The sequence below is a fragment of the Nocardioides sp. F233 genome (assembly GCF_057813895.1).
In genome coordinates this window covers 291,314-316,925 of record NZ_JBVASH010000003.1, presented here as the reverse complement: position 1 = coordinate 316,925, position 25,612 = coordinate 291,314, and the positions used below count along the sequence as shown (strand labels likewise).

Here is a 25,612-nt window from a genome sequence, read left to right as displayed (position 1 = left end):
CCGGGGAGCACGGATACCCTGCGACGTGTGACCACCTTCGCCCTCCGCACGGCCAGCCCTGCCAAGACCCGCGCCGAAGCGGTCGTCGTCGGGGTGCTGCCCGACGGGAAGCTGGCTCCGGGGGCCGAGGACGTCGCGGCGGCGTACGGGCGCAAGCTCGCCGGCCTGCTCACCACCATCGGCGTCAAGGGCGCGGCCGGGGAGGTCGCCAAGGTGCCGACCGGCGGCACCATCGCCTCTCCCCTGCTGGTGCTGGTCGGCCTGGGCGCCGAGCCTGACGCGGCCGCCGTACGACGCGCCGCCGGCAACGCCGCCCGTGCCGTCACCAACGCCGCCTCGGTCGCACTGGCCCTGCCCGCCGACACCCCCGAGCTGGTCCGCGCGGTCGTGGAGGGCTACCGGCTCGGCGGGTACGCGTTCACGACCTACAAGAGCAAGCCCGCCACCCCGACCACGCCGGCCGAGGTGGTCGTGCTGACGCCCGCCGCGCGCCGTACCGACGTCGTGGCGGCCGTCGAGCCGGCCCAGGTCCTCGTCGACGCGGTCGTCGCCGCCCGCGACTGGGTGAACACTCCCCCGGGCGACCTGACGCCGCCGGCCTTCGCCGACGCGATCGCCGCCGCGGTGAAGTCGACCAACAAGGGGCTCGACAAGGGCGCCGCCCAGGTGAAGGTCACCGTCCTCGACGAGGACCGCCTCGCCGAGCTCGGCTGCGGCGGCCTGCTCGCCGTCGGCGCAGGGTCGGCTGCTCCCCCGCGCCTCGTCGAGCTCAGCTACGCCCCCAAGGACGCCGTCACCCACGTCGCGCTGGTCGGCAAGGGCATCACCTTCGACTCCGGCGGTCTGTGGATCAAGCCGGCCGCCAGCATGGCCACCATGAAGGAGGACATGGCCGGCGCGGCCGCCGTCGTCCAGGCCACCCTCGCCGCCGCCCGTCTCGGCCTGCCGGTGCGGATCTCCGCGTACGCCGCCCTCGCCGAGAACATGGTCGGCGAGGCGTCGATGCGTCCCGGCGACGTGCTGACGACGTACGACGGCACCACGGTCGAGGTCACCAACACCGACGCCGAGGGTCGCCTCGTGCTCGCCGACGCGCTCGGCCGCGCGGTCGAGGCCGCGCCGGACGTGATCCTCGACATCGCCACCCTCACCGGCCACATGGTGATGGCGCTCGGCGAGAAGATGGCCGGCGTCATGGGCGACGACGAGGTCGTCGCGGCCGTGCTCGCCGCCGGCGCCGCAGCCGGCGAGGACGGCTGGCCGATGCCGATCCCGGAGTCCATGGACGAGCGCATCCACGGCTCGACCATCGCTGACCTCGCGCAGTACGACGGCATCCGCTGGGGCGGCGGCCTGTTCGCCGCCGCCTTCCTGCGCGAGTTCACCGGCGGCCTGCCGTGGGCGCACCTCGACATCGCCGGCCCGACCTTCAACAAGGGCGGCCCGGCCGGTCACCTCGCGACCGGCGCGACCGGCTACGGCGTCGCGACCCTGCTGGAGTACCTCAGGAGTCGTGCGACTGCTGGCGCCGCTGCTGCTCCCGCTGCTTCTGTGCCTGCCTGACCCGGGAGTTGTAGTCCCGCATCCGCTGCGGGATGCCGACCACCGCGGCGTCGTACGACGGGACCTGGTGGCGGTTGCAGAAGTCGTGGGCCCAGTTGATCGACGGCACCCGGCGTCGGGTCCACTCGCCGTCGTGGGCGACCAGCAGCAGGGTGACCTCGCTGACGGCGGTACGCGGCTCGACGAATCCCTCGACGCCACGGCGTGCCTGGAGCCAGGTGGTCAGGTGCTCCTCGTCGGCGCGGTCGGCTGCCCGGACCCGCGTGGAGCCGGTGCGCGTGGCGTCTCGCGCGGGGTTACTCATGCGTACCTTCGAGCGCCCGCGGAACCGGTCGAACAAACCCATGGTTCCAGTTTGCCCGAACCGTGGGTGGGCCGTTGCGAGTTGGCTCGCTCGTGGTGCAAGGATGAGACCCATGGCGACCGAAGTCACTCTCCCCGCGCTCGGTGAGTCCGTCACCGAAGGCACCGTCACTCGCTGGCTCAAGCAGGTCGGCGACCAGATCGCGATCGACGAGCCCCTGCTCGAGGTCAGCACCGACAAGGTGGACACGGAGATCCCGTCTCCCGTTGCCGGCACGCTGGTCGAGATCCGCGCGAACGAGGACGACACGGTCGAGGTCGGCGCCGTGCTGGCCGTCGTCGGCGAGGCCGGCGAGGCTGCCGCTGCCCCTGCTCCCGCTGCTGAGGCACCTGCTGCTCCGGCTCCGGTCGAGGAGGCTCCCGCTGCTCCCGCTGCTCCGGCTGCTGCGGCTCCGGTCGAGGAGGCGCCTGCTGCTGCCGCTCCCGCCGCGTCCGGTGGTGCCGCCAACGGCACCGCGGTGACCCTGCCCGCCCTGGGCGAGTCGGTCACCGAGGGAACCGTCACCCGCTGGCTCAAGCAGGTCGGTGACGCCGTCGCCGTCGACGAGCCGCTGCTCGAGGTCTCCACCGACAAGGTCGACACCGAGATCCCCTCGCCCGTCGCCGGCACGCTGCTCGAGATCAAGGCCGCCGAGGACGAGACCGTCGAGGTCGGCGCCGAGCTCGCCATCATCGGATCGGGTACGCCGGCCGCTGCTCCGGCTCCGGCTGCTCCGGCTCCGGCCGCTCCGGCTCCGGCCGCTGAGGCCCCGGCTCCCGCCGCCCCCGCTCCGGCTGCCCCCGCTCCGGCTGCCCCCGCACCCGCTGCCCCGGCCCCCGCGCCGGCCGCCGCTGCTGCTCCGGCACCCGCCGCCCCGGCCCCGGCTGCTCCGGCTCACTCGGCCGACGCTACCGACGGCCCCGGCTACGTGACTCCGCTGGTCCGCAAGCTCGCTGCCCAGCACGGCGTCGACCTCGGCCAGGTCAACGGCTCGGGTGTGGGTGGCCGGATCCGCAAGCAGGACGTCCTCGACGCCGCCGCGTCGAAGGCGCCCGCCGCTGCCGCCGCGCCGGCCGCCGCCCCCGCGGCGTCGGCTGCTGCTCCGGCCACGCCGTCCCCGCTGCGCGGCCAGACGGTCAAGGTCAGCCGGCTGCGCAAGATCATCGCCGAGCGGATGGTGGAGTCGCTGCACGTCTCCGCCCAGCTCACCCAGGTGGTCGAGATCGACGTCACCAACATCGCCCGGCTGCGCGAGAGCGTGAAGGCGGAGTTCCTGGCGCGCGAGGGCGTCAAGCTGACGTACCTGCCGTTCTTCACCAAGGCAGCGATCGACACCCTCAAGCAGCACCCGTCGCTCAACGCCAACCTCGACCTCGAGAAGGGCGAGATCACCTACTACGACCGCGAGAACGTCGCGTTCGCCGTCGACACCGACAAGGGCCTGCTGACCCCGGTCGTCAAGGACGCGGGCGACCTGTCGATCTCGGGCCTGGCGAAGAAGATCTCCGACGTCGCCGAGCGCACCCGGACCAACAAGATCGGTCCCGACGAGCTCTCCGGCGGGACCTTCACCATCACCAACCTCGGCAGCTTCGGCGCGCTGTGGGACACCCCGATCATCAACCAGCCGCAGGTCGCCATCCTCGGCCCCGGTGCCGTGGTCAAGCGTCCCGTGGTGATCGACGACGAGGACCTCGGCGAGACCATCGCGGTGCGCCACATGGTCTACTTCGCGCTCACCTACGACCACCGCGTGGTCGACGGCGCCGACGCCGGTCGCTTCCTGCGTGACCTCAAGAAGCGCCTCGAGGCCGGTCAGTTCGAGGTCTGAGCCGAGTCAGCCGTGAACGTCGTGGTCGCCGGCTCGTCCGGCTTCCTCGGCCGCCAGCTCGTCACCGAGCTGCGCGGCCGAGGCCACGACGTGACCTGCCTGGTCCGTCGTGACCCGGCACCGCATCGGTCGGCGCACGAGTCCCGCTGGGACCCGCAGACCGGCGTCGTCGACACCGAGCTGGTCCAGGCTGCCGACGTCGTCGTCAACCTCGCCGGCTCACCCCTGATCGGCAACCCCCACTCCAAGAAGTGGGCGCGCGACGTCATGACCAGCCGCCGTGCCACCACCGGCCTGCTCGCGGCCACGATCGCCGCAGCCCCGAACCCGCCCGCACTGGTCAACGCGTCCGGCGTCAGCTGGTACGGCGACCACGGACCGGCCGAGCTGACCGAGGCCTCCGACACCCGGGGCCACGCCCTGCTCACCCGCGTCGCCCGTGAGTGGGAGGCCGCGACCGAGCCTGCTGCCGGGGCCGGCGCGCGCGTCGTACGACTGCGCACCGCGCCCGTCCAGGACCGGAGCCACGCGCCGCTGCAGCAGCAGCGCCTCCAGTTCCTCGCCGGTCTCGGCGGTCGCCTGGGCAATGGTCGTCAGTACTACCCCCTCATCTCGCTGCGCGACTGGGTCGGCGCCGCAGCGTTCCTCGTCGAGCACCCGACGGCGTCGGGGCCCTTCAACCTGTGCGCGCCGGTCACGCCGACCAACGCGGAGTTCACCCGGGCGCTGGCAACGCTGGTCCACCGCCCGGCGGTGCTGCCGGCGCCCGCGGTCACGATCCGGCTGGCTGCCGGACCGATGGCCGACGAGCTGCTCGGCTCGCTCAACCTGCGTCCGGCCGCCCTGCTCGACCTCGGCTACGGGTTCAACGACCCGGACGTCGAGTCCGTGCTCGCAACCGGGCTACGCGGCTCCGCTACCTGAGCCGAGGCGAGCAGCCAGGCGTCGCCCGAGCGGACGAACACCAGGCGCCGCGTCGACGGCCCGTCGCGCGGCAGCGCCACTCGCTCCCCCGACCTGGGCCGCACGCCGATCGCGCCGGACAGCCGGTCGGTCACGACGAGCACGATCCGACGATCGGTGCGCCGCCGCAGCTCGACGGCGAGCACCTGCATCGCCATCCTCTCGACCCGCAGTCCGCGCCGCAGCCAGGCCCGAAGCATCGCCACGTCACGCGCGCCCACGGGCGAGCCCCGCACGTAGAGCGCCCGCAGCGCGCCGACGTCGCCTGCTGCCCAGGACCGAGCACGGTCCCGGTCCCAGTCACGCAGCACCGCCAGCGAGTCCACGGCCCGGGCCACGTCGACCCGACCCGCAGCGGGAGCCACCCCGGCGCGTGGGCCGGCGGTCGACGTACCGGATGGCGGTGGGGCGCCCGCGCGCAGCACCAGACCCGCGACCACCGCGACGACCGTGAGGACGACTGCGGCGGTCCCGAGAAGAACGGCCCGAGGGCCCGAGATCCGCATGGGAACGATCTTGAACCCGACCTCCGACAGGTGGCTGATTTCATCCACAGGCCGCGGAGTAGGCTCGACGGGTGACGCTGACCTTCCGCGACGACGGACTGGGACCGGACTACATCGACTACGTCACGGCGTGGGACCTGCAGCGCGAGCTGCACGCGCAGGTCGTCGCCGGCGAGCTGACCGACACCGTGCTCCTCGTCGAGCACCCGCCCGTCTTCACCGCCAGCCGCCGTACCGAGGCCCACGAGCGCCCTGCCGACCCCGGCGGCGCGCCGATCATCGAGGTCGACCGCGGCGGCAAGATCACGTTCCACGGCCCGGGCCAGCTGGTGGCGTACCCGATCGTCCGGCTGCCCGACCACGTCAAGGTCGTCGACTACGTCCGCCGCCTCGAGGAGGCGATCATCGCGGTCTGCGCCGAGCTCGGCGTCACGACCGCGCGGATCCCGGGCCGCACCGGCGTGTGGCTCAAGGCCGACGAGAAGGGTGGCGAGCGCAAGATCGCGGCCATCGGCATCCGGGTCCGCAACGGCGTCGCCATGCACGGCTTCGCGCTGAACTGCGACGTCGACCTCAGCTGGTACGACCGGTTCGTCCCCTGCGGCATCTCGGATGCGGGAGTCACCTCGCTGAGCGCCGAACTGGGGCGCGACGTACCCGTGCGCGAGATCCTCGAGTCGGTACGACGCCACCTGGCCGAGCTGCTGGAGTGGAAGGACTACGTCCTCACCCCCGACTACGAGCCGCGCCCCGACCCGGCGAAGGTGGCCGTGCCGGTCGTCAGCTATCCCCGAGTAGGCTGAGCCGGTGAGTGCGACACCCGAGGGGCGCAAGCTCCTCCGCCTGGAGGTCCGCAACGCGGAGACCCCGATCGAGCGCAAGCCCTCCTGGATCAAGACCCGCGCCAAGATGGGGCCGGAGTACACCGCCCTGCAGAAGCTGGTGAAGTCCGAGGGACTCCACACCGTCTGCCAGGAAGCCGGCTGCCCCAACATCTTCGAGTGCTGGGAGGATCGTGAGGCGACCTTCCTCATCGGTGGCGACCAGTGCACGAGGCGCTGCGACTTCTGCCAGATCGACACGGGTCGCCCGGAGCCGTTGGACCGTGACGAGCCGCGACGGGTCGCGGAGTCGGTCCAGACCATGGGTCTGAAGTACGCCACCATCACCGGCGTCGCCCGCGACGACCTGCCCGACGGCGGCGCCTGGCTGTACGCCGAGACCGTCCGCGCGATCCACGAGCTCAACCCCGACACCGGCGTGGAGAACCTGGTCCCCGACTTCAACGGCGATCCCTCGCTGTTGGCCGAGGTGTTCGAGTCACGCCCCGAGGTCCTCGCCCACAACCTGGAGACCGTGCCGCGGATCTTCAAGCGGATCCGCCCCGCGTTCCGCTACGACCGGTCGCTGGGTGTGCTGACGGCCGCGCGCGAGTTCGGACTGGTCACCAAGTCCAACCTCATCCTCGGCATGGGCGAGACCCGCGAGGAGGTCTCGGTCGCACTCCAGGACCTGTACGACGCCGGCTGTGAGCTCGTCACGATCACGCAGTACCTGCGCCCCTCCGTCCGCCACCACCCCGTCGAGCGGTGGGTCAAGCCCGAGGAGTTCGTCGAGCTCGCCACCGAGGCCGAGGAGATCGGCTTCGCCGGCGTGCTGTCCGGGCCACTCGTGCGTTCGTCGTACCGGGCGGGTCGTCTGTATCGTCAGGCGATGGCCGCGCGGGACGCCCGCGCCGAAGCAACTGCCTGAGGAGACCGCAGCACCCCATGTCGAACACGCCACTCGACCCGTCCACGATGAGCCGTCGCCGGCAGATCCTCGAGACCTACAAGATGTCCCGGGAGGTCGACCCGGCCATCCGCTGGTGGATGCTCGGCTCGTTCCTGGTCTTCGGCGGCCTCGGCCTGGCACTGTTCCGGCTGGTCCTGCCCCACAACAACTCGGTCTTCAGCTGGATCCTCGCCGGCATCGCGAGCTTCCTCATCGGCCTGCTCGCCGTGATGATCGTGTTCGGCCGCCGCGCCCAGAAGGCCGCGTTCGCCCGCCTCGACGGCCAGCTCGGCGCCGCCGCCCGCGCGCTCACCATGCTGCGCCGCGGCTGGGTGATCGAGGAGGTCGTCGGCTTCACCAAGCAGCAGGACATGGTCCACCGCGTCGTCGGCCCCCCGGGCATCGTCCTGGTCGGTGAGGGCAACCCGGCCCGCCTCAAGGCACTGATGGCCAGCGAGCACAAGAAGCACGAGCGCGTTGCCGGCGACTACCCGGTGCACGACGTACTCGTCGGCAAGGACGAGGGCCAGGTCCCGCTCAACAAGCTGGTCCGCCACGTCCAGAAGCTCGGCCGCCAGGTCAAACCCGCCGAGATCACCGAGATCCGCCAGCGCCTGCGCGCCCTCGACGCCCAGCGCCCGAAGGTCCCGCTCCCCCGCGGCCCGGTGCCGACCTCGATGAAGGGGATGCGCGGCAACCTCCGCGGTCGCTGATCCTCCTCTCTCCACAGCTCGTCGCCTGCTGGTGGCGCCTGCCGCCCGGATCGGGATAGCGTCGCGAACGCGTCCCCGGTCCGGGCGCTGCAATTCTCGGGTGGACCTTTGCGTACGACGATCCGCGCCGCCGTCGCGGCTGCTGTGCTGCTGGCGCTTGCTGGGTGCTCGCACGGCGAGGTGTCGCCGCGGGACCCGTCCTCGACATGGACCCCGACGGGGAAGATGGAGACGCCCACGTCGGCTGCGCCTGATCCGGTCGAGCCGGAGCTGCCCGCTGCTGCTGCCGAAGCGAGTGAGGCCGGGGCACGGGCGTTCATCCAGTACTACTGGGAGCTGATCAACTACGCCCAGGTGACTGGGAACGTGAAGGCGCTCCGCGCTGTGTCCAATGCCAACTGTGGCGGATGCAACGGTGGCATCAAGCGGATCCGCAAGCAGTACCGAGGCGGCGGTCACGTGATCGGTGGAGACCACACGGTTGCCATCAGCGCGATCCGGCCGCTCTCGATCGATTCGGGCGAACTCACCGGTTTCCACGCCACTGTTGCAACGCAGCACGACGCCCAGACGTTGATCGATCGCGATGGCACCGAAGAAGCCATCGAGCCCGGCGCTGCGACCTTCGAGATGTACCTCATCTGGACGCCGGAAGGCCATTGGCGCGTCGATGTCATGGAGATCAGATGAGGACCGCCGTCGTCGCTGCTCTGGCGAGCCTGCTCCTCGCTTCGGGTCCCGCATCCGCGGACGACCGCGGCGGGACCAGCGACGATTCGCTCTGGTACTCGGGTACGCGCGAGGGGCAGGACGATGAGCATCCGCCGAAGGCTCAGCAGATTCCTGAACTGCTTCCGTCTGCGTCTGCCTGCGCATCAGCGTCAGAGGTCACGGAAAACGATCTAGGTACCGACGTGAGCTATTGCGCGGAGTCGCACACAACGACCAAGACAGTGACTGTCGCCGACGCCCAGAAGGCCTTTACCGAGCTCAAGCTCCCCGCGGGCACGCTCGTGATCCAGCCACCCGACGGCCTGACCCTGGTCAACTTCAAGACCAACTTCTACACCACCACCACGACCCCGATCACCGTGACGGTCACCCTCCTCGACCAACCCGTCACGATCGAAGCCACCCCCGCCACCTACACCTGGCACTTCGGCGACGGCGAGGCCACCAGCACCACCGAACCCGGCGCGGCCTACCCGAAGCTCACCATCACCCACAACTACAAGCTCAAGGGCGACTACCTGCCGAGCCTCTCGACCACCTACACGGGCCGCTACCAGGTCGCCGACGGCCCCTGGCAGACCATCCCCGGCACCGTCACCATCGACGGGCCCGGCCAACCACTGCGAGCCATCGAGGCGAAGCCCAAGCTCGTGGGCTACTGAGCACCCTCGAGATCGACGTTCCCGTCGTTCCCCGGCCCCACGAACGACCGGAACGTCGATCTCGGCGGGCCGCATCAGTGATCGAGGCTCTGCCACCGCAGGAGGCGTGAGCGCTGGCGGTCCGTCAGGGCTCGACGCATCTCGACGGTATGGGTCTCCACCCAATCCACCGGCGGGACGATCGTCCAGCGGCGTTCGGCGCCGCGCGGAAGTCGGCGGTATCACGGAGGTCGGCGGTGACCATCTCGACGTACTCCAGTCCAGCACGCCGGAAGACGCCCTCGCGCCGGACGTCCACGCCACGCTGCTCACCGTTGAGGTGAAGGAAGCTGTCGTACTCACCAACCGTGCCGGTTGCGAGATCGAGCAGGTCCGGGGTCCCCATGAAACGACCGCTGAGGTCGAAGACAGCGCGGTTGCACACGATGTCCGTCAGGCCGAGGTCCACCCAGATCATGCGCATCGTGGTCTCCATCGGCGACCAGCAGTTCTCGTCGGCAAGGCCGATCGCCTTCCGCAGCCGTGAGACCCACCGAGCGCCGCCGAGCGCGGCCTGCCACGCGTCGAGCTCAGCCAGGGAGACCAGGTCGGCCGCGCAGGCTCGATCGATCAGCGCCACGGCCTCCACGAGACTCGACGCACGACGTACGGCGTACGCCACAGACCCGGGATGAGCGGTCAGGGTGAGGCCGTCGTGGTCGACCAGGTTCTCCAACAGGGCAGCTTCCGAGGTGATGGCGATGCCGGCACGCTGCCGGATGGCGTGCCTCGGCACGGCGAGCTCCACCGGCAGCTCGTGACGTCGCTGCCGGCCGTCGAGGTGACCGGCACCTGCCCACCGCAACGCAGCCCAGCCGGTCACGGCGCCGCCCGGCGGAAGGAGAGCGGCGGCCGTGACGATCCGCTGCTCGACGGCCAACGTCGGGTCTCGATCGGCCGGCAGGTAGAGGCCCCGTGGCCCTGCCTCCCAACGAGGCCCTCGCGCCTGTGAGGGCGTCGGGCCGCTGACGCCGGCTGGATCAACGGCCACCGGCCACACCAAGCCGGGCCGCCGGGAGTCGACGGCCGGCGGCGTCATGTGGCGAGTGCGCTGGACCATGGCGGACAGCGTGCATCGCCCCGGCGCCGGTCCGCCCGCCTCTTCCACAGGCAGCCGCCCCGGGGTGTGAGACCTACTTGGTCAGGGTGCGCAGCGTCGCGAAGGTGACGGTCGATGTACCGGCGAACAGGTCGTGCAGCCCACGGCCATCGGGACGGAACACCAGCGGCGGGATGACGAGCGCGACGAGGACCTGGCGGCCGATGGCCTTGATCGGATTGAGGCGGCGCAGGTGCCCGTCAGCGGGTACGACGCACAGGCCGGTCAGCAGCTTGCCCGCCGAGCCACCGCCGAGCCAGGTCAGCAGACCGGACTCGATGACGAAGACGATGAGGACGGCGCCGGAGGCGAACGAGCCGGGCTTGGAGTACTCGTCGAAGCCGAAGATCGCGATCACGACCAGGGTGCTCAGCAGCCAGTCCACGAGCAGGGCGAGGATCCGGCGACCCCAGGAAGCGTTCTCGATCACCCTCCAACGCTAGCGGGGCCTCCCCCGGGCTCCGTCGGGGCCGCGGCCGGTGAACCTGTTACACGGCCGAAACATTCGGGCAACCCTGTGAAATCTGGACGCCCTAACGTCACCAGTGCGTCGCTTGCGCGACGGCATCTGTTGAGACCACCAGGGAGTTCACATGACTTCGAACCCGACCCGCTTGGGCGCGATCCGCAACATCGAGGCGAACGAGGTGCCGGCGGCGTTCTTCGACGTCGACGAGAAGACGGGCGCCATCTACGGCGAGAACGTCTTCTCCCTCTCGGTGATGCAGAAGCGCCTGCCGAAGTCGGTGTTCAAGTCGGTCTTCGCGACCATCCAGAACGGCCAGAAGCTGGACCCCGCGGTGGCTGACATCGTCGCCTCGGCGATGAAGGACTGGGCGATGGAGAAGGGTGTGACGCACTACGCGCACGTCTTCTACCCGCTCACCGGCCTCACCGCCGAGAAGCACGACTCGTTCATGGAGCCGGTCGGCGACGGTACGGCGGTCTGGGAGTTCTCCGGCAAGACCCTGGTCCAGGGTGAGCCCGACGCGAGCTCCTTCCCCAACGGCGGCATCCGCGCGACCTTCGAGGCCCGTGGCTACACCGGCTGGGACGTCCAGTCGCCGGCGTACATCCTCGAGAACCCCAACGGCAACACCCTGTGCATCCCGACGATCTTCGTCTCGATGACCGGCGAGGCGCTCGACCACAAGACCCCGCTGCTGCGCTCGCAGAACGCGATGTCGGAGCAGGCCAAGCGCGTCCTGGCGCTGTTCGGCCACAAGGACATCGACAACGTCGTGTCGTACTGCGGCCCCGAGCAGGAGTACTTCCTGGTCGACACCGCCTTCGTGAACTCGCGCCCCGACCTGCTCAACGCCGGCCGCACCCTGTTCGGCGCGAAGCCGCCGAAGGGCCAGGAGTTCGACGACCACTACTTCGGCGCCATCCCGGAGCGGGTGCTGGGCTTCATGCACGACACCGAGCGCGCGCTGTTCAAGCTCGGCGTCCCGGCGAAGACCCGCCACAACGAGGTCGCGCCCGGCCAGTTCGAGATCGCGCCGGTCTTCGAGCGGGCCAACCTCGCCTCGGACCACCAGCAGGTGCTCATGTCGACGTTCAAGTCGATCGCGAAGACGCACGGCTTCGAGTGCCTCTTCCACGAGAAGCCGTTCGCCGGCGTCAACGGCTCGGGCAAGCACGTGAACTTCTCGTTCGGCAACGGCAACCAGGGCAACTTCCTCAACCCGGGCGACAACCCGCACGACAACGCGCAGTTCCTCGTCTTCTGCGCCGCCGTGATCCGCGCCGTCCACCTGTACGGCGGCCTGCTGCGGCTCTCGATCGCCAGCGCCGGCAACGACCACCGCCTCGGCGCCAACGAGGCCCCGCCGGCCATCATCTCGATCTTCCTGGGCGACCAGCTCCAGGACGTCTTCGAGCAGATCGCGAAGGGCGGCGCCACCTCGTCGAAGCAGAAGGGCGTCCTCTCGGTCGGCGTCGACACGCTGCCCGACCTGACCAAGGACGCCGGCGACCGCAACCGCACCTCGCCGATGGCCTTCACCGGCAACCGCTTCGAGTTCCGCGCCGCCGGCTCGAACCAGACCGTCGCCGCGCCGATGGTCGTGATCAACACGATCATGGCCGAGGCGCTCGACTACCTGGCCACCGAGCTCGAGGCCGCTGTCGCCAAGGGCAGCGAGTTCAACGACGCGGTCCAGTCGGTCCTGGCCAAGGTCGTCGAGCAGCACGGCGCGGTCGTCTTCAACGGCAACGGCTACTCCGAGGAGTGGCACGCCGAGGCCGCGCAGCGGGGTCTCAAGAACCTGCGGACGACGGTCGACGCGCTGCCGGAGTACCAGACCCCGGAGGCCAAGAAGCTGTTCTCGACGTACGGCGTCTTCAGCGAGGCCGAGCTCGAGTCCCGCTTCGAGGTCGGTGTCGAGCAGTACGTCATGACGATCAACGTCGAGGCGAACCTGACCGAGGAGATCGCGCGTACGACGATCCTCCCGTCCGCGGTCCGCTACCAGACCGAGCTCGCCACCAACGTCGCGTCGCTCAAGGCAGCCGGCGTCGAGGCCGACACCACCGACCTGCTCGCCGTCACCGAGCTGGTGACCTCGCTCCGTACCGGGATCGCCGCGCTCGTCGCCGCCCAGGCCGGCGCCGAGGGCCACCATGGTCTCGAGGAGGCGGCGTACCACCGCGACGCGATCCTGCCCGCGATGCTCGCCGTCCGCGAGGCCGCCGACGCGCTCGAGGCCGTCGTCGCCGACGACCTGTGGTCGCTGCCGACGTACCAGGAGATGCTCTTCATCCGCTGACCCAGCGGTCCCCAGCTGCCCCGGCCCCGATGAGGGTCGGGGCAGTTCGGCGTGCGCGCGTTGTTAACACGGACGAAACAAACCGGTGCTGCGTCGGCAACAGGTCATTCGGTAGGTTGCCGGGGAGGGTTCCGGCCCATCGCCGTACCGGTGCCCCCGATCGCCACAGGCTGAACCGATGGCTGGGCCGCGGCGCCGCAGCCGAGGAGGACCGAATGTTCAACAACAGCGAAGAGCTGCTCAAGTACATCAAGGACGAGGGCGTCGAGATGATCGACGTCCGCTTCTGCGACCTGCCCGGTGTGATGCAGCACTTCACCGTGCCGGCCTCGTCCTTCGACCAGTCCGTGTTCGACGACGGCCTGGGCTTCGACGGCTCCTCGATCCGCGGCTTCCAGGCGATCAACGAGTCGGACATGTCGCTCTTCCCCGACCCGACGACGGCGTACATCGACCCCTTCCGCAAGTCGAAGACCCTCAACGTCAACTTCTTCATCCACGACCCGATCACGGGAGAGGCGTACTCCCGCGACCCGCGCAACATCGCGAAGAAGGCGCTGGCGTACCTCTCCTCCACCGGCATCGCGGACACCGCGTTCTTCGCGCCCGAGGCCGAGTTCTACATCTTCGACAACGTGCGGTACTCCACCGGCGTCAACGAGGGCTACTACCACATCGACTCCGTCGAGGGCTGGTGGAACTCCGGCAAGGACGACGGCCAGAACAAGGGCTACAAGACCCGCCTCAAGGGTGGCTACTTCCCCGTCGAGCCGTACGACCACTACAGCGACCTGCGCGCCGACATGGTCAAGAACCTCGAGGCCTGCGGCCTCCAGGTCGAGCGCGCCCACCACGAGGTCGGCACCGCCGGCCAGGCGGAGATCAACTACCGCTTCGACACGCTGCTCAAGGCCGCGGACGACGTGATGAAGTTCAAGTACCTCATCAAGAACACCGCCTGGGAGCAGGGCAAGTCCGTCACCTTCATGCCGAAGCCGATCTTCGGCGACAACGGCTCGGGCATGCACGTCCACTCCTCGCTGTGGAAGGACGGCTCGCCGCTGTTCTACGACGAGACCGGGTACGGCGGTCTGTCGGACCTCGCCCGCTGGTACATCGGCGGCATCCTGGCCCACGCCCCGGCGCTGCTCGCGTTCACCAACCCGACCGTGAACTCGTTCCACCGCCTGGTCCCCGGCTACGAGGCCCCGATCTCGCTGGTCTACTCCTCGCGCAACCGCTCCGCCTCGATCCGCATCCCGATCACCGGCAGCAACCCCAAGGCCAAGCGCGTCGAGGCCCGCTTCCCCGACCCGTCGGCGAACCCCTACCTCGCCTTCTCGGCCCTGATGCTCGCCGGCCTCGACGGCATCCAGAACAAGACCGAGCCGCCCGCCCCGGTCGACAAGGACATCTACGAGCTCCCGCCGGACGAGATGGCCGAGATCGCTCAGGTCCCGACCTCGCTCGGCGCCGTGCTCGAGGCCCTCGAGGCCGACCACGACTTCCTCACCGTCGGCAACGTGTTCACGCCCGACCTGATCGAGACGTGGACGTCCTACAAGCGGGAGAACGAGATCGCGCCCGTGCAGCTGCGGCCGCACCCGCACGAGTTCGAGCTGTACTACGACATTTAGTTCGCTAGTTGATCGGATTACTCATATTCGGTCGATCGATGGCCCCGGGACTCCCCGGGGCCATCGCCCATTCGCAGCAAGATGTGCCGCGAGCCGCCATGCGTCACTCCGCCGCTCAACGCCACGCAGAACCGAGTCGCATGTCACCTGCACGCGCAGCAGCCCAGACTCGGATCACCCACGCAGCGGTCGGCGCGATCGCGAACCCGCCCTGATGGGCTTCAGCCGATGGCGCGGGGATGCGCCGTCACCAGGGCCTGAGTCGGGAGACTCTCGCGGTCGACCGCCCGACCGCCCTGGAAGACGGTGTTGATGGCTCGGAGATTGCGGATGTCATCGACGGGGCTGGCGTCGAGGAGAACGAGGTCAGCGATCTTGCCGACCTCCACCGAGCCGATCAGCTCGTCCTTCCGGTAGGCCTTGGCCACGTTCAGCGTCGCAGCCGAGATGGCTTCGAGAGTCGACATGCCCTTCTCCACCATCGACTGGGTCCAGTGGAAGTGGTCACCTCCGATCGTCCACGGACGGTCGTCCCGCTCAGCCGGGGTGAGGTCCGCGAGGTGGTCGACACTGGGACAGCCGGCGTCGGTACCCATGATGATCTTGGCGTTGGCGCCGATGAGGACCCGCTCGTTCTCCGCGTACGCTCCCCCGCCGAGCTGCGCGGCCCAGTTCCCTGCCGCCTCGAGCCCCTTCGTGTGGTCGGCGTGGATCGTCTGCAGCTCTGCCCACGAGTCGCTCGCCGCGATCCGGTCCACGAGCTCGTGCGGGTAGGGCTGACCCATCGTGTAATTGGCGTGGATCAGAACGTCTGCCCCCAGCTGGACCGAGGTGTCGAGCGACTCGACTGACAGGCTGTGGGTGAGGACCGGCACCTCGGCATAGCGGGCCTCTTCGACGATCACGTCGAGCACCTCGCGGCTGAATGTCTGGTAGGACCGGTCGAAGCCCACGTTCATGAAGATGTGGTCGCTCACCGCGATCTTGAGCAGGTCCACGCCACGGGCGAGGTAGTCCCGCACCCGCGCGCGGACCTCGGCACGGGGAAGGGTGCTGAGCTGGTGGCCCACTCCCGCCTCGAAAGCCTCGTCGATGCGGTTGACGAACGACTGCGAGGCGGCTCGGCGGCCCGCGAAGTGGAAGTCGGCACTGAAGGGCCCACCCATGCCGACAATGGCACCCGCCGCGAAGATCCGAGCTCCTTGCGACGTCCCGGCGTTGATGCGGTCGCGGGCGGCGAGAACGTGGTCCACAGCGTTGTAGGTGTCGAACACGGTCGTCACTCCGTTGCGCAGCACGAGCTGGGCGGCTTCCTCGATCACCTCGACGAAGCGGCCTTCCCACCGTGCCAGGTACTCGATGGTCCCCGGCCCGATCATGAACATCCAGGCGTCGAGGAGGTGCACGTTGCCGTTCACGAAGCCCGGGATCAGCCACTTGCCGACGCCGTCGACCAGTGTCGCTTCCGGGGGGAGAACCACGTCGGCTTCGCGGCCGGCCGCGATGATGCGATCACCCTCGAAGACGACCGTCGCCGGGGTGATGGGCTGGCGTCCGGTCCCATCGATCAGGGTCACGCCGGTGATGGCTGTTGCTCGGTTCGTCATGTCGTCTCCTAGGTCAGGGTGTCACGCAAAAGTATCCGAATCGATCGTTTCGGTAAATAGGGATGGCGACTCCTTCGACGCCACCGTGGATGCTCAGGGAGCAGGCAGTCGGGCGCCCTCCCGGACCGGCATGGAGATGTACTTGGTGTCGAGGAACTCGTCGATGCCCACGCGCCCGCCTTCACGCCCGAGACCGGACTGCTTGATCCCACCGAAGGGAGCCGAAGGGTCAGAGACGACACCGGCGTTGAGCCCGACCATCCCGACCTCGAGCTTCTCGCTGATCTCGAACGCGAGATCGACGTCCTGGGTCATCACGTAGCCGGCCAGTCCCCACTCCGTGCCATTGGCCGCGCGCATCACCTCCTCGACGGTCTCGAACGTCTGGATCGCCGCCACCGGCCCGAAGATCTCCGTGGCGAGCAGCTCCGAGTCCGCCGGAACGTCGACCAGGACGGTCGGCTCGACGAAGAACCCGGGCCCCTCAGGAGCACTGCCTCCCGCGACGATCCGGGCCCCCCGTCCAACCGCGTCCGCCATCAACCCGAGCACCTTGTCGCGCCCGGCCGCATCGATCATCGGCCCGACCTGCACGCCATCGACGAGCCCGTCGCCGACCTGCATCGCCGAGAGCCGATCAGCCAGCCTCGTCGAGAACTCCTCGCTGATCGCGGCGTGGGCGTAGAAGCGGTTGGCGGCCGTGCACGCCTCCCCCATGTTGCGCATCTTCGCCTGGACGGCGGCCTCGACCGCCACATCGAGATCTGCGTCGGCCATGACCAGGAAGGGAGCGTTCCCACCCAGCTCCAGCGAGCTGCGCACGACCTTCTCCGCAGCCTGCCCCAGGAGGATCTTTCCGACCTGCGTCGAGCCGGTGAACGACAGCTTGCGGATCTCCCCACCCGTCAGGATCGGCCCGACCACCTCACTCGCCCTGGAGGTCGTGACGACGTTCAGCACGCCGTCGGGCAAACCAGCTTCCTGCAGGATCGAGGCGAGAAGGAGACTGGAGAGCGGCGTCTGCGGCGCGGGCTTGAGGACCATCGTGCATCCGGCGGCGACGGCAGGCCCGATCTTCCTGGCGCCCATGGCGAGCGGGAAGTTCCAGGGCGTGATCAGCAGGCACGGTCCGACGGGCTGCCGCAGCACGATGGTCTTGGCCAGGCCGTCGGGACGTCGGGCGTACCCGCCGTCGATCCTCACCGCTTCCTCAGCGAACCAGCGGAAGAACTCTGCCGCGTACGCCACCTCGCCACGCGCCTCGGCCAGCGGCTTGCCCATCTCGAGCGTGATGACCAGAGCGAGCTCTTCTTGCCGCTCCATCATCGCCACGAAAGAGCGGTGCAGGATGTCCGAGCGGTCACGAGGGGCCGTCGACGACCATCCCTCCTGCGCCCGCGCGGCGGCGCGCGCCGCCGCGACCCCGTCCCGTGCGGTGCCGTCGGCCACCCTCGCGATGACGGACTCGGCGGCCGGATTGACCACAGCCAACGTGGCACCGTCGCTCGCTGCTCTCCAGCCCCCGCCGATCAGAAGACCGCTGGGCACAGCGACGCCGTGGACAGCGACCGTTTCCGCCGACAGGTCGCCCCCGCGATCCTCCACCGGCGCTCCTCTGCTCACGACCGCGAACCGACGGGAAGGACGGGGTCGACGGGTTCACCGAACGACGTGGTGGCCTCGATCTGCTCGGCCACCCGCAGGATCGTCTCCTCGTCGAAGGCGCGACCGATGAGGTGGACACCCAGGGGCGCCCGGCCGGCCCGAGGCTGGGTGGCCAGACCGACACCGGGGAGCGCCATGAAGGGGACGGACAGGCTCGGCCACTGGCTGCGCAGGAGCTCCCTCACCCTGTCGAGGCTGGTCACGTCACCGCCCAGCCCGAACGGCTCCTCCCCCGAGTTGGGAAGCAGCAGGACGGGATAGTCGACCATCAACTCCGAGATCGTCCGGCGCAGCAACGAGCGTCGCTGGACCGCGGCGAGGTACCCCTCGAGGCTGCGGTCACCGAACTCCTCCCGTACGAGACGTGTGACCGCGTTCCACTTGAAGCGCATGCCGTCGTCGCCGAACGCGTCGAGCTCGGACGCGAATGAGGCCACGCCGTAGTCCTCGAAGGTCATCTGCAACCAGAGCCCGGCGGCCTCGCCCAGCGCGGGGACGGAGATCTCATCGACCTCGTAACCACAGGAGCGCAGGGTCGCGGCGGCGGCGCGGAGCGACGCATCGACCTCGGGCGAGCTCGCTCCCGCGAAGGGCATGTCCCCGGGATCGACCACCACACCGATACGAGGCGAGTCGGTGGCGGGGAGCGCGTGTCCGGGGGTCGCCTCGGGGTCCCGCGCGTCAGGACGGGCGATGACCGACAACGCAAGTCGCAGGTCTGCGACATTGCGAGCGAGCGGGCCATCGACCAGGAACTCACGCGAGGCGAGTCGGATGCCCTCGTTCTCGCCGGAGGTCCACCACGGCACCTTCCTCACCGTGGGGCGAAGGGCCGTCACGCCGCAGACCGAAGCCGGGTAGCGCAGGGACCCACCCATGTCGTTGCCTTGAGCGATGGAGACCACACCAGCCGCAACGGCCGCGGCGCCGCCGCCCGTGGAACCGCCGGCGGTCACGGACGGGTCGTACGGGTTGCGCGTAGGACCGTAGAAGTCACTCTGCGTGGTCCAACGCTGGCCGAACGGTGGCATGCGGGTACGGCCGATGATGACGGCGCCGGCCTCCACGTACCGCTCCACAGGTGGTCCGTTGCGTCGAGCGGGCACCGCGTCCCTCAGTGCCGGCACCCCGTGCGTCGTGGGGAACCCGACGAGATCGTGGTTCTCCTTGACTGCGATCGGCACGCCGTGCAACGCCCCCAGCGACTCACCGCGGGCGCGGCGGACATCGGCCTCGTCTGCGTGTCTCACGGCGTCAGCGACGTGATCGCTGAATGCGTTGAGGTGCGGCTCGACCTGGGCCAGTCGCTCCAGCGAAGCCTCGACGGCCTCGCGGGAACTGATATCTCCTTCGGCGATGGCATGGGCCACCTGCGTCGCCGACAGCTTCCAGATTTCGCTCACCACTGCTCCCAAGGTCCCTAGACGTCGGACCTGAGCGTCGACGTCGCTCGTGGATCCGACTCAGCGGCCACGGTGCGTCCGACGTTAGGAACGCAGCGGGCCCGCCACAATGTGCCCGTAGCACACTCCTGAGCGCGATAGTGGGCAGAAAACACACCATCCCGACCGCTGACGGACGTACCCTTCGGCCTATGGAGTACCTCGACCTCTCACCCGACGAACGCGCCGCCCTGGCGGGCGCCGGCCGAGCGCTCCTCAAGCGGAAGTCAGACATGCTCGAAGGCCTCCACAGCGCCCTGGAACGCGCTGTACCGGGCTACCTGCTCGTCCCCGAGCGCGCGGAAATGGAGAGCATGGAGGCCAACCTGGCGTTGCTCTTCACCATGCTCGAGCACGGAGCGTGGAAGGCGGGCACACCCGCCGACGCCTTGGAGGCTGCTCGACTCGCGGCCCGACTCGGTCTGACGCAGGTCGACCTCGCCCGCATCTATCACTACGGCCAGGACGTGCTTTGGAACGACTTCCTGGCGCCGGCCCTGGCGGTGGAGTGCTCCGACGCAGACATGTTGTCGCGCAGCTCGCGTGTCGCGTTCCGCGTGCTGTCGGAATTTCTCACGCGCGTCGAACGCGACGTCTCCGAACAGATGCGTCGGGAGCTGGTCACGGTCGGGTCCCCGGCCGAGCGCATCGACGCAGTCAAAAGCGTATTGACCGGCAGCGACCCTGGGGCCGACCTGCTCGGCTATCCACTGCTGGGCCGGCACCTGGCCTTCATCTGCTGGGCGACTCCTGGCGACGGCGCCGACCACGCGACCGTTCTGGACGCCGCGACGGCCGTGGCACGGGTGCTGCCGGCACGGGCACGGCTCGTCGTGCAGGCCAGCGCGCGCACGGCCTACGGATGGGCGAACGTGCGGCCGTCGGAGAAGGTCAACACGGCGCACGTGGAGTCGCTCCTCCGCGAGCGCGCCATGGGCGTCCACGTTGCGATCGGGACCGGCACGACGGGCGTGAACGGATTCCGCGCCGGGCACGAAGAGGCACGGATCGTGTTCGAGCATGTATCCCGTGGTCTGCGTCCGGCGCCTTCTGTCACCGACTACGACCGCATCGCACTGCTCTCACTGCTGCTGGCAGACCGTGACCAGGCGGTCACGTTCGCGCGTCGACAACTCCGTGACCTCGCCGGCGAAGGCATCGAGCTGCGGCAGCTGCGGGACACCGTGCGGATTTACCTGGGCGCTCACCTGAGTCCGTTGCGCACCGCCCAGGCACTGCACCTCCACCGCAACACGGTCAACAACCGCATCAAGCGCGCCGAGGCCATGTTGGGGTACCCGCTCGCGGACTCCCGTTTCGAACTTCAGGCCGCGCTCACCGTGCTCCACTCCCTCGAGAAGGTGTGAGCCTCGACCGTCACCGACGGAGAGAGCCGATCGTCGTGTCGAGCACCGCACCGAGGGCGAATATCTCCTCGACCGGGGTGGTGAACGGCGGCGAGACCTGAAGAGTGCCACCGGTGATGACCCGGACGATGAATCCCTCCCCCAGGCACACCTCGGAGACCTGCTGCGCTGCTTCCGCATCGACCATCTCGATGCCGACCATCAACCCCAGCCCGCCACGTACCTCACGCACGGTGTCATGACACTCCAGCCTCGCCAGCTCGTTGAAGAGCGGCGCCTCGAGGTCACGCACCCGCTCGACCAGCCGCTCGCTCTCGAGGATGTCGAGGTTGGCGAGGCCCGCCGCTGCCGAGACGGAATGCCCGGCATAGGTCATGCCGTGGCGAAAGGTCAGCGCCTGGGGACCGAAGAACGGATCTGCGACGCGCGAGCCCACGAGCACGGCGCCCAGCGGCGCGTACCCGGAGCTGATGCCCTTGGCTGTCACGATGATGTCCGGCTCAAGACCCACTCGCGAGCTGCCGAACCACTGACCGAGTCGCCCGAACCCCGTGATGACCTCGTCGGCGACGAGAAGGACGTCGTGCCGACGGCACAGCTCGTTGACGCGCCGCATGTAGTCCGCCTCAGGGAGGTGGACCCCACCGGTGCCGAGGACCGGCTCGGTGAAGAACGCTGCGATCCGACCCGCTTCCCTGACGAACAGTGCTTCGAGAGCGTCGATGTCGTGCAGCGGCACCCTGGCCACGTCGGGAACGAGCCGACCGATGCCCTCCTGGTTGGCAGCGATGCCGGTCATGCTGGTGCCGAAGGCGTGGAGACCGTGGTAGGCGAGATCACGGGTCACGACGACCGTCTTCTCGCCCCTGCCGACGGCGTCCCAGTAACGTCGTGCCAGCTTCGCGGCGAGATCGATGCCGTCGCTCCCACCCGAGGTGAAGAGGACCTTGGTGCTGCCCAGCGGACTGAGCCTTGCGACCCTTTCCGCCAGCGCGAGGGTCACATCGGTAGTGAACCTGCCGAACGACGAGTAGTACTCGAGGCGTCCGGCCTGTTCCCGCATCGCTTCGGCGATCTCGACCCGGCCGTGACCCACGTTGGTCAGCCACAAGGAGGCCGGTGCGTCGAAGTACTCCTTGCCGCTCTCGTCGTACACCATGGTCCCGCGGCCTCGCACGAACACGATGCGGTGTCCCTCCACCCCGTTCATGGCGGCCTGACCGTGCCACAGCGACGAGGGGCTCCTCCCAAGGGAGCTCATCGTGCTCAGGCCGCGGCGCGCAGCCGGGCGAGAGAGCCCACCCCCACGCCCACGATAAGGAGGATCCCCTGGAACAGGTACTGGGAGTAGGTCGCGAGTCCTATCAATGCGATCGCGTTGAAGCCGACGGACACCGTGATGACACCGACGAGCGTGCCTACGATGTGGAACTGGCCGTCGCGGAGGACCGCCGAGCCGAAGAAGGCCGCAGCGAACGAGCTGAGCAGGTAGGGATCCCCTGCTGCGAGCGTCGCACTACCCGTGCGGGAAGCAAGGAGGAAGCCGGTCAGCCCGGCGCACATCGAGCAGACGGCGAACGCGATGATGCGCACGCGGTCCACGCGGATGCCCGACAGCTCTGCGGCCACGCGGTTCCCGCCGACCGCCTGCATGGCCTGGCCTAGGACGGTCCGGTTGAGCAGCCACCACAGGACGGCCGCCACCAGCACCATCACGTACACCGGGTACGGAACACCGAAAAGCCGACCGAAGGTGATGTCCAGGAAGGTGTCAGGGTCCTGCAGGGCGACCGGTGTGCCGTCCGAGATGACGTAGTTCACGCCGATGACGACCGTCCCCGTGCCCAGGGTCGCGACCAGCGCCGACACGTTCATGAAGGTGACGATGAAGCCGTTGACGATGCCGATGGCGGCGCCGAGGACCAGCACGGACAGGAGTGCGGCGACGATCCCGAACCCGGCATCGACCATGAGGGCGCAGGCCGCGACGCCGGCGAGACTGGCTGCGTTGCCGATGCCGAGATCGAACTCACCGGTGACCAGGACGAAGGTCAGGCCCATCGCGATGATGGCTGCCAACGCACTCTGGTTGAGCACGTTGATGGCGTTGTCGAGGGTCGGAAAAGTTTCGGGTGCGGCGGCCGAGGCGACGGTGACGAGCAGCGCCAGCACTACGAGTGCGCCGTATCTTCCGAACCAATCGAAGTAGTCGAATCCAGGGCTGTCGTTGTCGGGGACGTCGCTGGTGACGGTGGTCGTGGCGCTCATGCTTCCTCCGCATCGGGGGCCCCGAAGCTCAGGGCGGTGAGATGGTCTTTGTCGAACTGCGAGGCGGGCACCTCGGCGATGATCCGGCCGGCACGCATGACCAGCACCCGGTGACAGATGGCGAGTTCCTCGAAGTCGCTGGAGATGACGAGGACCGAGGTCCCGTCTGAGGCGAGCTCGCCGATGATCCGATAGATCTCCGCACGAGCTCCGACGTCGACGCCGACGGTCGGCTCGTCCATGACGAGCAGGCCCGGACCGGTGCGGACGTACTTGCCGACGACTGCCTTCTGCTGGTTGCCGCCGCTCAGGAGGTGAACAGCGGTGCGTGAGGATCGCGTCTTGATGGCGAACCGTTCGATCAGCGCCTCTGCCGTGCGACGCGAGCGACGCGGGCTGAAGGGACGCAGGGTACGCCGGGCGGCTCCGTGCTCGGCCATGGCCAGGTTGTCCTCGACCGAGCCCGTCAGTACCAGGCCCTGGCTGCGTCGCTCCTCAGGCACCAGCGCGACGCCGGACCGGATCGCCTGATGAGGCGAGCGAGGCGCGTACCCGGCCCCGTCGAGCTCCATGCGCCCCGCAGTCGCCCGGTCGGCGCCGACGAGCAGACGGGCCAGCTCGGTGCGTCCGGCGCCGACGAGTCCCGCGATGCCGACGATCTCTCCGACTTTGACGTCGAACGAGGCGTTGAGAACGTGCGGGCTTCGGCTCAGGCCCAGCGCTCGCAGACGCACCGCTCGCTCGGTTCCGCCAGGATCGCCCTGTTCACTGGCGACGACTCGTTCGACCTCGCGGCCCACGATGTGGGTGGTCAGCGCAGCCCGGTCCGTCTCCCGCGCCGCGAGGGTCGTCACCAGCCGCCCGTTGCGGAACACGGTGATCTCGTCGGAGATCGACAGCACCTCGTCGAGGCGGTGGGAGACGTAGAGGATCCCGACGCCGGTGGAGGTCAGCTCATCGATGACCTTGATGAGGCGGTGCGCCTCATCGTCGGTGAAGGACGCGGTCGGCTCGTCCATCGCGATGAAGCGGGCCGGACGCATGAGTGAGCGGGCCAGCGAGACCATCCACCGGTCCGCCACCGACAGTTTGTCCACCTGGGCACTCAGTGAGATGTCGGCTTGAAGCCGTTCGAGGACCACGACAGCGTCGCGGGAGAGGCGCCGCAGGTCGAGCTGCCCCCAACGGCCTGTCCGCCCCGAACCCATGGCCAGGTTCCGGAGGACCGAGAACGTGGGAACCAGGTTCAGCTCCTGGTGGATGAAACCGAGACCGAGGTCAGCCGCATGGCGGGGATTCGCGACACGCACGGGTTCCCCGTCGAGCTCGATGACCCCGGTATCGGCGTGTTCGAGACCCGCAATCACCTTGATGAGAGTGGACTTGCCGGCGCCGTTTGCGCCACACAGCGCGTGCACGGATCCTGGTCGGACGGTGAGGGAGACGTCGTCCAGAGCCCGGCTTCCGCCGAAGCTCTTGGAGATTCCCTCGACGCGGAGCGACCCTCTGAGGACCTCCTCGCCGGCCCCGATCGGGAGATGTGGAGCGTCGCCGGGCTCTGGACGGTGATTCATCGCAACCGGTCCTCAGGATCCATCCGCACCGGGGTGCGCGACGAGGTACTCGTCGATGGTGTCGCTGGTGACGAGGTTGTAGGGCGTCTCCACGTCCTGAGGTTCGGCGTCAGCACCCCCTTCGACGAGCGAGGGAGTGGCATCGAAGAGGAGCTTCGCTGCCGCGGCGAGGTCGGGAGCCGACGTCGCTCGGATCTTTCCTTCCTTGAGAGCGCGAAGTCCTGCCGGTGTGCCGTTGTACCCGTAGATCTTCACGTCGGTCCGCTTCGCCTGCTCGATGGCGACATAGGCGCCGAGAGCGGGGTCGTCCCAGCAGGCCCAGACCGACAGCGGCTCGCCGTCGGCGGGGTTCTTCGCGAGCCATGCAGTCGTGAGCCGCTGGCTGGACTCGAGCTGCCCCGGGATGGTCACCTCCTGGCGATCGGCCGTGATGCCGGTGTCCTCGAGGGCCTCGTCGAGCGCCTTCTCACGGATCTGGCACGGCGGTCCCGGGGTGTAGCTGAGAACGAGGCTGCGGCCCTCGCCACCCATGTCCTCGATCATCTGGTCGGGGATCTCGATCCCGTTGGCGACGCCGAGGTTGTAGGTCACGCCGTCGGCGATGCCCCCGGCGATCGAAGCGACCGGGATGCCCGCCTCGGTCGCCGAGCGGAGTCCAGAGGTCAGCGTGGTGGAGTCGAAGGAGCCCACGACGATCAGGTCGACCTTCTTCTGCACGAAGTCCTGCATGGCGCCGATCGCCTTGTCGACGGCCGCGTCGGGGTTGGCGGTCGTGACTTCCCACCCGGCGGCCTCGGCGAGCTTGACGTACTCCTTGATGGCGCCCTCCGTCGTCACCTCACTGGGCGCGAACCGGACGATGCCGACCGAGAACGTGTCGTCGCCTCCGTCATCGGTCGACGAGCCGCCCGAGCATGCCGCTGTCGACAGCAGTGCAACCGCGGCGGCGGCACTGCACAGGGTGTTCCGGTAATTCATGTGAGCCTCCTAGCTCGCGCCCGACCCGGTCGGGCGGGGCGGTTTCTTGTCCGGTGCTGGTGCGTCCTCGACCGGCCCC

Annotated in this window: 22 protein-coding genes; 11 read left to right on the top strand and 11 right to left on the bottom strand. The window is 69.1% G+C overall.

The window, feature by feature from the left end:
* The first annotated feature begins 27 nt into the window (after positions 1 to 27).
* On the top strand, positions 28 to 1,563 hold the full coding sequence (locus tag ACZYRU_RS12805) for a leucyl aminopeptidase (protein WP_488957474.1): 1,536 nt from the start codon (positions 28 to 30) through the stop codon (positions 1,561 to 1,563).
* Here the strand turns inward: ACZYRU_RS12805 and ACZYRU_RS12800 are convergent.
* Positions 1,505 to 1,867 carry a hypothetical protein gene (locus ACZYRU_RS12800; RefSeq protein ID WP_488957473.1) on the bottom strand — a complete coding sequence of 121 codons (363 nt, stop codon included), beginning with the start codon at positions 1,865 to 1,867 and terminating at the stop codon, positions 1,505 to 1,507. The two genes, ACZYRU_RS12805 and ACZYRU_RS12800, sit on opposite strands and share 59 nt — an antisense overlap.
* 112 nt (positions 1,868 to 1,979) lie before the next feature.
* Here ACZYRU_RS12800 and sucB point away from each other — a divergent pair, with 112 nt between their 5' ends.
* Both sucB and ACZYRU_RS12790 read left to right on the top strand, forming a co-directional pair.
* Positions 1,980 to 3,737 (top strand): 2-oxoglutarate dehydrogenase, E2 component, dihydrolipoamide succinyltransferase, encoded by a 1,758-nt coding sequence (gene sucB, locus ACZYRU_RS12795; RefSeq protein ID WP_488957472.1) that lies wholly within the window; start codon positions 1,980 to 1,982, stop codon positions 3,735 to 3,737.
* A 12-nt stretch (positions 3,738 to 3,749) separates the two neighbouring features.
* A complete protein-coding gene (locus ACZYRU_RS12790; protein ID WP_488957471.1) occupies positions 3,750 to 4,661 on the top strand; it encodes a TIGR01777 family oxidoreductase in 912 nt (303 codons plus the stop codon).
* On the opposite strand, the gene ACZYRU_RS12785 is transcribed toward ACZYRU_RS12790, so the two are convergent.
* Complete coding sequence (locus ACZYRU_RS12785) at positions 4,595 to 5,206, bottom strand: hypothetical protein (RefSeq protein ID WP_488957470.1); 612 nt, start codon at positions 5,204 to 5,206, stop codon at positions 4,595 to 4,597. The two genes, ACZYRU_RS12790 and ACZYRU_RS12785, sit on opposite strands and share 67 nt — an antisense overlap.
* Before the next feature lie 71 nt (positions 5,207 to 5,277).
* Between ACZYRU_RS12785 and lipB the strand changes: the two genes are divergently transcribed.
* From lipB to ACZYRU_RS12760, 5 genes are all read left to right on the top strand, one after another.
* Positions 5,278 to 6,009 carry a lipoyl(octanoyl) transferase LipB gene (gene lipB / locus ACZYRU_RS12780; RefSeq protein ID WP_488957469.1) on the top strand — a complete coding sequence of 244 codons (732 nt, stop codon included), beginning with the start codon at positions 5,278 to 5,280 and terminating at the stop codon, positions 6,007 to 6,009.
* Between the two features lie 4 nt (positions 6,010 to 6,013).
* Complete coding sequence (gene lipA, locus ACZYRU_RS12775) at positions 6,014 to 6,958, top strand: lipoyl synthase (protein ID WP_488957468.1); 945 nt, start codon at positions 6,014 to 6,016, stop codon at positions 6,956 to 6,958.
* Positions 6,959 to 6,975: 17 nt separating this feature from the next.
* Positions 6,976 to 7,692, top strand: coding sequence for a DUF4191 domain-containing protein (locus tag ACZYRU_RS12770; RefSeq protein ID WP_488957467.1), 717 nt, complete (start codon positions 6,976 to 6,978; stop codon positions 7,690 to 7,692).
* 108 nt (positions 7,693 to 7,800) lie between these two features.
* Positions 7,801 to 8,382, top strand: coding sequence for a DUF6318 family protein (locus ACZYRU_RS12765; protein WP_488957466.1), 582 nt, complete (start codon positions 7,801 to 7,803; stop codon positions 8,380 to 8,382).
* Positions 8,383 to 8,645: 263 nt separating this feature from the next.
* On the top strand, positions 8,646 to 9,086 hold the full coding sequence (locus tag ACZYRU_RS12760; RefSeq protein ID WP_488957465.1) for a PKD domain-containing protein: 441 nt from the start codon (positions 8,646 to 8,648) through the stop codon (positions 9,084 to 9,086).
* Between the two features lie 124 nt (positions 9,087 to 9,210).
* Here ACZYRU_RS12760 and ACZYRU_RS12755 read toward each other — a convergent pair whose 3' ends face one another.
* Positions 9,211 to 9,873 carry a hypothetical protein gene (locus ACZYRU_RS12755; protein WP_488957464.1) on the bottom strand — a complete coding sequence of 221 codons (663 nt, stop codon included), beginning with the start codon at positions 9,871 to 9,873 and terminating at the stop codon, positions 9,211 to 9,213.
* A gap of 385 nt (positions 9,874 to 10,258) precedes the next feature.
* Positions 10,259 to 10,654 carry an RDD family protein gene (locus ACZYRU_RS12750; RefSeq protein ID WP_488957463.1) on the bottom strand — a complete coding sequence of 132 codons (396 nt, stop codon included), beginning with the start codon at positions 10,652 to 10,654 and terminating at the stop codon, positions 10,259 to 10,261.
* Between the two features lie 163 nt (positions 10,655 to 10,817).
* On the opposite strand from ACZYRU_RS12750, the gene ACZYRU_RS12745 reads away from it, so the two are divergent.
* On the top strand, positions 10,818 to 12,995 hold the full coding sequence (locus ACZYRU_RS12745) for a glutamine synthetase III family protein (protein ID WP_488957462.1): 2,178 nt from the start codon (positions 10,818 to 10,820) through the stop codon (positions 12,993 to 12,995).
* Positions 12,996 to 13,210: 215 nt separating this feature from the next.
* The gene (gene glnA, locus ACZYRU_RS12740; RefSeq protein ID WP_488957461.1) at positions 13,211 to 14,632 is read left to right on the top strand and encodes a type I glutamate--ammonia ligase; all 1,422 of its coding nucleotides are present in this window, start codon (positions 13,211 to 13,213) and stop codon (positions 14,630 to 14,632) included.
* A 221-nt stretch (positions 14,633 to 14,853) separates the two neighbouring features.
* Here the strand turns inward: glnA and ACZYRU_RS12735 are convergent, their stop codons facing one another.
* From ACZYRU_RS12735 to ACZYRU_RS12725, 3 genes are all read right to left on the bottom strand, one after another.
* Positions 14,854 to 16,239, bottom strand: a complete 1,386-nt coding sequence (locus ACZYRU_RS12735; protein WP_056893305.1) for an amidohydrolase family protein — start codon at positions 16,237 to 16,239, stop codon at positions 14,854 to 14,856.
* A gap of 93 nt (positions 16,240 to 16,332) precedes the next feature.
* Positions 16,333 to 17,844 (bottom strand): NAD-dependent succinate-semialdehyde dehydrogenase, encoded by a 1,512-nt coding sequence (locus ACZYRU_RS12730; RefSeq protein ID WP_488957460.1) that lies wholly within the window; start codon positions 17,842 to 17,844, stop codon positions 16,333 to 16,335.
* 14 nt (positions 17,845 to 17,858) lie between these two features.
* Positions 17,859 to 19,307, bottom strand: coding sequence for an amidase (locus ACZYRU_RS12725; protein ID WP_162261040.1), 1,449 nt, complete (start codon positions 19,305 to 19,307; stop codon positions 17,859 to 17,861).
* Positions 19,308 to 19,498: 191 nt separating this feature from the next.
* On the opposite strand from ACZYRU_RS12725, the gene ACZYRU_RS12720 reads away from it, so the two are divergent.
* Positions 19,499 to 20,713, top strand: coding sequence for a PucR family transcriptional regulator (locus ACZYRU_RS12720; protein ID WP_488957459.1), 1,215 nt, complete (start codon positions 19,499 to 19,501; stop codon positions 20,711 to 20,713).
* A 10-nt stretch (positions 20,714 to 20,723) separates the two neighbouring features.
* Here ACZYRU_RS12720 and ACZYRU_RS12715 read toward each other — a convergent pair whose 3' ends face one another.
* The 4 genes from ACZYRU_RS12715 to ACZYRU_RS12700 are packed head-to-tail and all read right to left on the bottom strand — an operon-like array spanning position 20,724 to position 25,533.
* Positions 20,724 to 21,923 carry an aminotransferase family protein gene (locus ACZYRU_RS12715; RefSeq protein ID WP_056893302.1) on the bottom strand — a complete coding sequence of 400 codons (1,200 nt, stop codon included), beginning with the start codon at positions 21,921 to 21,923 and terminating at the stop codon, positions 20,724 to 20,726.
* Positions 21,924 to 21,979: 56 nt separating this feature from the next.
* Positions 21,980 to 22,981 (bottom strand): ABC transporter permease, encoded by a 1,002-nt coding sequence (locus ACZYRU_RS12710; RefSeq protein WP_056893301.1) that lies wholly within the window; start codon positions 22,979 to 22,981, stop codon positions 21,980 to 21,982.
* Entirely contained in the window at positions 22,978 to 24,555 is a 1,578-nt protein-coding gene (locus ACZYRU_RS12705) for a sugar ABC transporter ATP-binding protein (RefSeq protein ID WP_082612141.1), read from the bottom strand. The genes ACZYRU_RS12710 and ACZYRU_RS12705 overlap by 4 nt, the downstream gene beginning before the upstream one ends.
* 12 nt (positions 24,556 to 24,567) lie before the next feature.
* On the bottom strand, positions 24,568 to 25,533 hold the full coding sequence (locus tag ACZYRU_RS12700) for a sugar ABC transporter substrate-binding protein (protein ID WP_056893299.1): 966 nt from the start codon (positions 25,531 to 25,533) through the stop codon (positions 24,568 to 24,570).
* Between the last annotated feature and the right edge of the window lie 79 nt (positions 25,534 to 25,612).